The organism is Streptomyces sp. CO7 (genome assembly GCF_053474865.1).
The window spans coordinates 61377-69468 of the sequence record NZ_JBRIOU010000002.1; the positions used below are offsets into that span (position 1 = coordinate 61377).

Below are 8092 nucleotides of genomic sequence, written 5' to 3' on the forward strand. Positions count from 1 at the left end.
GGTGCGGCCCGTCCCCCGGCCCTTCCCGCGCCCCGGTGCCGCCCGCCGGACGGGACACGCGCGGCTGAGGTGCGCGTTCCGCCATTTCCCACCGCGGCCCCACATGTAGTGGTTGTATTTCCGGCGCCACCCAGAAGTTGTGGTGGGGGTGGTCTGCGAGCCCCAGGCCATCGCCTATGCTGGTGCTCGCTTCGAGGGGCCCGCGGGGTCCCTGAGGCGCTTGTTTCTGCTTGCGAGGAGGGTTGGAGAACCATGCACTGCCCCTTCTGCAGGCACCCCGACAGCCGGGTCGTCGACAGTCGTACGACGGACGACGGCACGTCGATCCGCAGGCGCCGGCAGTGCCCCGAGTGCACCCGGCGGTTCACCACCGTCGAGACGTGCTCACTCATGGTGATCAAGCGCTCCGGGGTCACCGAACCGTTCAGCCGCAGCAAGGTCATCAACGGCGTCCGCAAGGCCTGTCAGGGCAGGCCGGTGACCGAGGACGCGCTGGCGAAGCTGGGGCAGCGGGTCGAGGAGGCGCTGCGCGCCACCGGCAGTGCCGAGCTCACCACGCACGACGTGGGGCTGGCCATACTCGGTCCGCTCCAGGAGCTCGACCTGGTGGCCTACCTGCGCTTCGCCTCCGTCTACCGGGCCTTCGAGTCCCTGGAGGACTTCGAGGGCGCGATCGTGGAGCTGAGGGAGGCACGGCGTCCCGCCCCCGGCGAGGGAGTGCAGGACGCTTCGGGTGACGCCGCTTCGGGCGGGGGCGCTTCGGGCGAGCGGGCCCGGGAAGACGACCGCGGGCAGGTGGAGCCGGTGAACGCTCCCGTGCCCGTGAGCGCCGCCGACTGAGCGGGCGGACCGGCACCGGGGCAGCGGCCCGGGCCGGACCGGACGGCTGTGGAGGAAGGACCGGTCGTGGGCGACGGCGCGAGGGCGTCCCACGGCTTACAGGACAGATACGTGCCCCACGGGAAGAACGGGGCACTTCAGGGCGTTTTGCCCGATACAGGGAGGCGGCATGACAGAGACGGCGAGCGGTCCGGCACGAGGTTCCCGGGCCAAGGGTTCCAAGGCTGCTGCGGCCCGGCAGGGACTGCGCATCGAGCGTGTCCACACCACCCCCGGCGTGCACCCGTACGACGAGGTGGTCTGGGAGCGCCGTGACGTCGTCATGACCAACTGGCGCGACGGCTCGATCAACTTCGAGCAGCGTGGCGTCGAGTTCCCCGACTTCTGGTCGGTGAACGCGGTCAACATCGTCACCAGCAAGTACTTCCGGGGCGCGGTCGGCACCCCGCAGCGGGAGACCGGCCTGCGGCAGCTGATCGACCGGATCGTGAAGACGTACCGCAAGGCCGGCGAGGACAACAAGTACTTCGCCTCGCCCGCGGACGCCGAGATCTTCGAGCACGAGCTGGCCTACGCCCTGCTGCACCAGATCTTCAGCTTCAACAGCCCGGTCTGGTTCAACGTCGGCACGCCGCAGCCGCAGCAGGTCTCCGCCTGCTTCATCCTCTCCGTCGACGACTCCATGGAGTCGATCCTGGAGTGGTACAAGGAAGAGGGCATGATCTTCAAGGGCGGTTCGGGCGCCGGCCTGAACCTGTCCCGCATCCGCTCCTCCAAGGAGCTCCTCTCCTCCGGCGGCAACGCCTCCGGTCCGGTCTCCTTCATGCGCGGCGCCGACGCCTCCGCGGGAACCATCAAGTCCGGCGGCGCCACCCGCCGCGCGGCCAAGATGGTCATCCTCGACGTCGACCACCCCGACGTGGAGAACTTCATCGAGACCAAGGTGAAGGAGGAGGAGAAGATCCGCGCCCTGCGTGACGCGGGCTTCGACATGGACCTGGGCGGCGACGACATCACGTCCGTCCAGTACCAGAACGCCAACAACTCGGTCCGCGTGAACGACGAGTTCATGAAGGCCGTGGAGACGGGCTCGAAGTTCGGCCTGCGTGCCCGCATGACCGGCGAGGTCATCGAGGAGGTCGACGCCAAGGACCTGTTCCGCAAGATGGCCGAGGCCGCCTGGGCCTGCGCGGACCCCGGCATCCAGTACGACGACGTCATCAACCACTGGCACACGTGCCCGGAGTCCGGCCGCATCAACGGCTCGAACCCGTGCAGCGAGTACATGCACCTGGACAACACGTCCTGCAACCTCGCCTCGCTGAACCTGATGAAGTTCCTGAAGGACGACGGCAAGGGCAAGCAGTCCTTCGACGTCGAGCGCTTCCAGAAGGTCGTCGAGCTGGTCATCACCGCGATGGACATCTCGATCTGCTTCGCGGACTTCCCCACCGAGAAGATCGGTGAGAACACCCGCGCCTTCCGCGAGCTGGGCATCGGCTACGCCAACCTCGGCGCCCTGCTGATGGCCACCGGCCACGCCTACGACTCGGACGGCGGCCGCTCCCTCGCCGGCTCCATCACCTCCCTGATGACCGGCACCGCCTACCGCCGCTCCGCCGAGCTGGCCGCCGTCGTCGGTCCGTACGACGGTTACGCCCGCAACGCCGAGCCGCACCAGCGCGTGATGAAGCAGCACTCCGACGCCAACGCCGTGGCCGTCCGCATGGACGACCTGGACTCCCCGGTGTGGGCCGCCGCGACCGAGGCCTGGCAGGACGTTCTGCGTCTCGGTGCGCAGAACGGCTTCCGCAACTCCCAGGCGTCCGTCCTGGCCCCGACCGGCACCATCGGTCTGGCCATGGGCTGCGACACCACGGGCGTCGAGCCGGACCTGGCCCTGGTCAAGTTCAAGAAGCTCGTCGGCGGCGGCTCGATGCAGATCGTCAACGGCACCGTTCCGCAGGCCCTGCGCCGCCTGGGCTACCAGGAGGAGCAGATCGAGGCGATCGTCGCCCACATCGCCGAGCACGGCAATGTGATCGACGCGCCGAGCCTCAAGCCGGAGCACTACGAGGTCTTCGACTGCGCCATGGGCGAGCGCGCCATCTCCCCGATGGGCCACGTCCGCATGATGGCCGCGATCCAGCCGTGGATCTCGGGCGCCATCTCCAAGACGGTCAACATGCCGGAGACGGCGACCGTCGAGGAGGTCGAGGAGATCTACTTCGAGGCGTGGAAGCTGGGCGTCAAGGCGCTCGCCATCTACCGCGACAACTGCAAGGTCGGCCAGCCCCTCTCCGCCAAGAAGAAGGAGGAGAAGAAGGCCGAGCCGGTCGCCGAGGCCCCGGCCAAGGTCGAGAAGGTCGTCGAGTACCGCCCGGTGCGCAAGCGCCTGCCGAAGGGACGGCCCGGGATCACCACCTCCTTCACCGTCGGCGGCGCCGAGGGCTACATGACCGCCAACTCCTACCCGGACGACGGTCTCGGCGAGGTCTTCCTGAAGATGTCGAAGCAGGGCTCGACCCTGGCCGGCATGATGGACGCCTTCTCCATCGCCGTCTCGGTGGGCCTGCAGTACGGCGTTCCGCTGGAGACCTACGTCTCGAAGTTCACCAACATGCGCTTCGAGCCGGCCGGCATGACGGACGACCCGGACGTGCGGATGGCGCAGTCGATCGTCGACTACATCTTCCGCCGCCTGGCGCTGGACTTCCTGCCCTTCGAGACGCGGTCCGCGCTCGGCATCCACACCGCCGAGGAGCGTCAGCGCCACCTGGAGACCGGTTCCTACGAGCCGATCTTCGCGGAGGACGACATGGACACCGAGACCCTCGCCCAGTCGGCGCCCGTGGTGACGCCGAAGGCCGAGGCCCCGGTCGCCAAGCCGGCGCCGCGCGAGTCGCACACCAACGCGGAGCTGGTCGAGATGCAGCTGGGCATCCAGGCCGACGCCCCGCTGTGCTTCTCCTGCGGCACCAAGATGCAGCGGGCCGGTTCCTGCTACGTCTGCGAGGGCTGCGGCTCGACCAGCGGCTGCAGCTGACCGCGGGCGGAGTCGCGTGACCCACGCGGGTGACGCGATCCGCTGAGAACGCCGACGGCGGGAGGAGCTTCACGCTCCTCCCGCCGTCGCGTGCGTCCGGGGGCTTGCCTGCGGCGCCGGTGCGCCCGGCGCCGCGTCGCCGGTACGCCCGGCGAGGGCCCGGTGCCGGGCCCCCGCCGGGATGCGTGGAGGTGCGGGCGCCGGGATGCGTGGAGGTGCGGGCCGGGTCAGGCGCCGCTCGCGGCGCCCATGGCCTGCGGGAAACGCTCCGCGTCGTCGAAGCCGCGGACCGCCGGGCGGAAGTGCCAGCGGCCGCCCTCGCGGACGAACTCGGCCAGGGTGGCCGCCCGGGCGCCGTGGACCGTCGCGAAGTCGTCCTCGGCCAGCGCCGTGTACCCCTCGGCCACCCGGTAGCGGGCCTGGGGGACCTGGGAGAAGGCGCGCTCCCCGTTGCTCTGCTGTATCACCGCGCCGACCACGACGCGGCCGAACTCCTCGGCGAGACGGCCCAGTTCGAGGGTCATCACCTCGTCCCAGCCGAACCCTTTGCCGTCCCGGCTGTCCCGGCTCAGGGTGATCGTCCCGTCGGGCGAGCGGCTGTCGAAGTGCACCACGTACACGGGCGTACCGTGCGGGTCGGCGTGCCGGTAGACCCCCGCCACCAGGTCGAGGTCGATCGCGGGTTGCCCCATCGGGCTGGGGTCCCACTTCAGTGACACCTCGACCTTGGCGATCCCCTTGCCGATGCCGGAAACGCTGCCGGACATGGTCTCCCCTTCCCTGGGTCTGAGTCCGTGCGGCCTTCCGACGCCCGTGTCGCAGGCGCTTGTTGCGCACCCCACCGGTCCAACCGGAGCGCGCAGAAGGCCGGTTGTCCATCCTGCCACGCGTGTGCGAGTCATCGCCGGTGAGTGCGCCGGTAGTTCGCGCCCTCCAGCGCCGCTCCTCGTGGCCGTACGATGGCGCGGTGCTGGTCAAGTGGATTCGCTGCACGGTCACGGACCCCCGGGGGTTCGAGCAGGGGCAGCGAAAATGGGCGGGTCTGCGCGGCGAGTCCGGCTTCCATGGGCAGGGTGGTGGATGGAGCCGGATGCGGCCGGGCGTCGTGCACCTCTTCTCCTTCTGGGAGAGCCGGGTGCTCTACGACTCGTTCATGGCGCTCTCCCACGACCGGCTGGCCACCGCTCAGGCCGGGACCTTCCGCGACCCCCGGGTCCGGCTCTTCACCCACCGTTTCGACGTGAAGACCGGCTTCCTGCCGCGCTTCGCCGAGGCCGACCGGGTCCGGGTGGCCCACTGCCGGGTGCACGAGGAGCGTGCGGAGCACTTCGCACTGATGCAGGAGAAGGTGTGGAACCCCGCGATGGCGGGGTCCCCCGGCATGGTGCGCGGGCTGTTCGCCGAGGCGCCGGGGCCCGAGTTCATGATCCTCTCCATGTGGCAGTCGACCGCCGAGCGGGCCAAGTACCGCACCGAGCGCATCGAACGGCTCGCCCTGCGCGCCCAGCTCGAGGCGGACGTGGCGGACCTCGACGGCGACATAGTGGATCTGGAGCCCACGTGGACGGTGATTCCGGCGGAACGTCCCTGAGAAGCGGGGAGGCCGCCGCGGGCGCCCGCACCCGATCTAGGGTTGCCGGTATGCCCCGACCCCGTCGCATCGTCCTCGTCCGGCACGGCGAGTCCGCTGGCAACGCCGACGACTCCGTCTACGAGCAGACCCCTGACCACGCCCTCCCCCTCACCGCCCAGGGCTGGAGGCAGGCCGAGGAGACCGGCCGCCGGCTCCGCGAGGTGTTCGGCGAGGACCGGGTGAGCGTCTACGTCTCGCCCTACCGCCGGACCCACGAGACCTTCCAGGGGCTCGGGCTCGACCCCGCCCGGGTGCGGGTCCGCGAGGAGCCCCGGCTGCGCGAGCAGGACTGGGGCAACCTCCAGGACCCCGACGACGTGGCGCGCCAGAAGGAGAACCGCGACGCCTACGGCCACTTCTTCTACCGCTTCGCCCAGGGGGAGTCCGGCGCCGACGTCTACGACCGGGTCGGCGGCTTCCTGGAGAGCCTGTTCCGCAGCTTCGAGCACCCCGACCACCCGCCGAACGTCCTGCTGGTCACGCACGGCCTGGCGATGCGGCTCTTCTGCATGCGCTGGTTCCACTGGACGGTCGACGAGTTCGAGTCGCTCTCCAATCCCGGGAACGGCGAGACCCGCATGCTCGTTCTCGGGGAGAACGGCAAATACACCCTGGACCGGCCCTTCGACCGCTGGCGCGAGCCCGTGCCGAAAGCCCCTGGCCGGAGCCGGGGGCGACCGGCAGGATGGCAGCGTGACGACCGCGACCACTGACCCTTCTTCCCACCCCGGAGCACGTCTGGACCGTGCCCTCGCCTCCCTGACCGGACTCACCGTGGGCGACGCCCTCGGCTCCCAGTTCTTCGTCCCCGCCAACGGGCCGCTGCTGCGTGGCGGCGGCCTCCCGCCCGGCACGTGGGGCTGGACCGACGACACCGAGATGGCCTGCTCGGTGGTGGCCGTCCTCGCCGCGCGCGGCGGCGTCGACCAGGACGAACTGGCCGCCGCCTTCGCCCGGCACCACGACTTCGACCGCGGCTACGGTCCGGCGGTCAACCGGATGCTCCGCCTGGTGCGCGAGGGGGGCGACTGGCGTGAGCTGTCCGCCGCGCTGTTCGAGGGCCAGGGATCCTGGGGCAACGGCGCCGCCATGCGGGTCGCCCCGCTCGGCGCATGGTTCGCCGACGACCCGGAGCGCGCGGTTCGCGAGGCCACCCTGTCGGCCGTCACCACCCATCGCCACCCCGAGGGGGTGGCCGGGGCGCAGGCGGTCGCCGCGGCCGCGGCCCTGGCCGCACGGTCCGCGGGCGCGTACCGCCCGGAGGAGCTGATCGACGGGGTGCTGGCCCTGCTGCCGGCCCGGAGCATGGTCGGCCTCGGCCTGGAGCGGGTGCGCACCCTGCTCGACTACGAGGACTCCGCCACCGTGGCCGCGGTGGTCGGCTGCGGGCGGCGCAGCACCGCGCAGGACACGGTCCCGTTCGCCCTCTGGTCCGCGGCGCGGGCGGGGAACGACTTCCGGAAGGCCTTCTGGACCACCGCCCGGGCCGGCGGGGACGTGGACACCACCTGCGCGGTGGTGGGAGGCGTCGTCGCGGCGGCCGGCCCGGCCGGAGCGCCGCCCGCGGAATGGACCGGGCGCAGCGAGCCGCTGCCCGCGTGGGTGCCGGAGCCGGTGGGTTCCGGGCCGGCGGGGATCGAGCCGGTGGGTATCGAGCCGGTGGGTTCCGGGCCGGCGGGGCCACGGGAGGCGGTCGGGCCGGCTGTCGGCTGACGTTTTTTCGGCGGGCCCTCGGTCGGTTGCCGGCTGACGTCTCCGTCTTGGTGGGACCTCGGGGCTGCCGGCTGATGTCTGCGTCTCGGCGGGGCCTCGGTCGGCTGCCGCCGCGGCGCTTCCTTCGACGGCCGCCCTGGCGGTCGTGCAGGGGCTGCCTCCCGCGCGGCCCTTCCCTCGCCGGGCTGTCTTCGTGGCTCGTGCGCTCACTGGACGCCTCTCGTGGTCCCGGCCCGACCGTTGCGCGCCCGCCATCCCTCGGGCCACGGACGGTCCGTGTGTCACAGGCATGCCACAGGGTTGCCACAGACTCCTCCGTTCCGGGCCGCCCCCGGCAGGCGGCACTAGCGTGAGCCGCCGCTGCCTGGTGATCACGCGGCGCTCATCACGACACACCGCACCGGGACCGGCCCCGTTCCGCCCCGCGCCGCACCGGCGTGTGTTCCGGCAGGACCGTCGGGCCTCGTCCGTCGTGCGGTGGGGGAGGGGTCCCGGTTGTCCGACATACCACCGCAGGAGCCTCAGGACGGGTCCGGCGAGAAGCAGGAGGGCGTGGCGCGGCGCGGTGACGGCCGGGAGGCGCCTCACCCGTCCCCGGCCGCTGCCCCGGCCGGCGGGGACAGGGCCAGGGCCGACGCGGCAGGCGCATGGCCGCCACCGTCCCGTACCTGGGCGCCCCCACCGCGGGTCGCCGGACCGCCGCCGGTCCCGGGCTGGTTCGACAAGGTCAGGGGTGGAGCCCCGGCTCCCGTGACCACGGTGACCCTGTGGGCCGCGCTCGCGGCGGGCCTCGTCGCCGCCCCGGTGCTCGCGGGGGGGCCCGGGGCCCACCCGCCGCATCGTCGCCGGGGGTGGCCGCT

The 8092-nt window shown here is 71.7% G+C and carries 6 protein-coding genes; 5 read left to right on the forward strand and 1 reads right to left on the reverse strand.

All coding sequences use genetic code 11. The features are described from left to right. The first annotated feature begins 252 nt into the window (after positions 1–252). Both nrdR and ACOV8S_RS02195 read left to right on the forward strand, forming a co-directional pair. Positions 253–840: a transcriptional regulator NrdR gene (gene nrdR / locus ACOV8S_RS02190; protein WP_448315762.1), complete on the forward strand. Its 588-nt coding sequence runs from the start codon at positions 253–255 to the stop codon at positions 838–840. A 169-nt stretch (positions 841–1009) separates the two neighbouring features. After that, positions 1010–3886, forward strand: coding sequence for a vitamin B12-dependent ribonucleotide reductase (locus tag ACOV8S_RS02195; protein ID WP_448315764.1), 2877 nt, complete (start codon positions 1010–1012; stop codon positions 3884–3886). 227 nt (positions 3887–4113) lie between these two features. Here ACOV8S_RS02195 and ACOV8S_RS02200 read toward each other — a convergent pair whose 3' ends face one another. Further along, positions 4114–4653, reverse strand: a complete 540-nt coding sequence (locus ACOV8S_RS02200) for a TerD family protein (RefSeq protein WP_448315766.1) — start codon at positions 4651–4653, stop codon at positions 4114–4116. A gap of 200 nt (positions 4654–4853) precedes the next feature. Here ACOV8S_RS02200 and ACOV8S_RS02205 point away from each other — a divergent pair, with 200 nt between their 5' ends. Genes ACOV8S_RS02205 through ACOV8S_RS02215 form a run of 3 tightly spaced genes read left to right on the forward strand, consistent with a single transcriptional unit; the run spans position 4854 to position 7232 of the window. Continuing rightward, positions 4854–5477 carry a YdbC family protein gene (locus tag ACOV8S_RS02205; RefSeq protein WP_351117935.1) on the forward strand — a complete coding sequence of 208 codons (624 nt, stop codon included), beginning with the start codon at positions 4854–4856 and terminating at the stop codon, positions 5475–5477. Between the two features lie 50 nt (positions 5478–5527). Further along, entirely contained in the window at positions 5528–6232 is a 705-nt protein-coding gene (locus ACOV8S_RS02210; RefSeq protein WP_448315768.1) for a histidine phosphatase family protein, read from the forward strand. Beyond that, complete coding sequence (locus ACOV8S_RS02215) at positions 6213–7232, forward strand: ADP-ribosylglycohydrolase family protein (protein WP_448315770.1); 1020 nt, start codon at positions 6213–6215, stop codon at positions 7230–7232. Before ACOV8S_RS02210 ends, ACOV8S_RS02215 begins: the two co-directional genes overlap by 20 nt. The last annotated feature ends 860 nt before the right edge of the window (positions 7233–8092 follow it).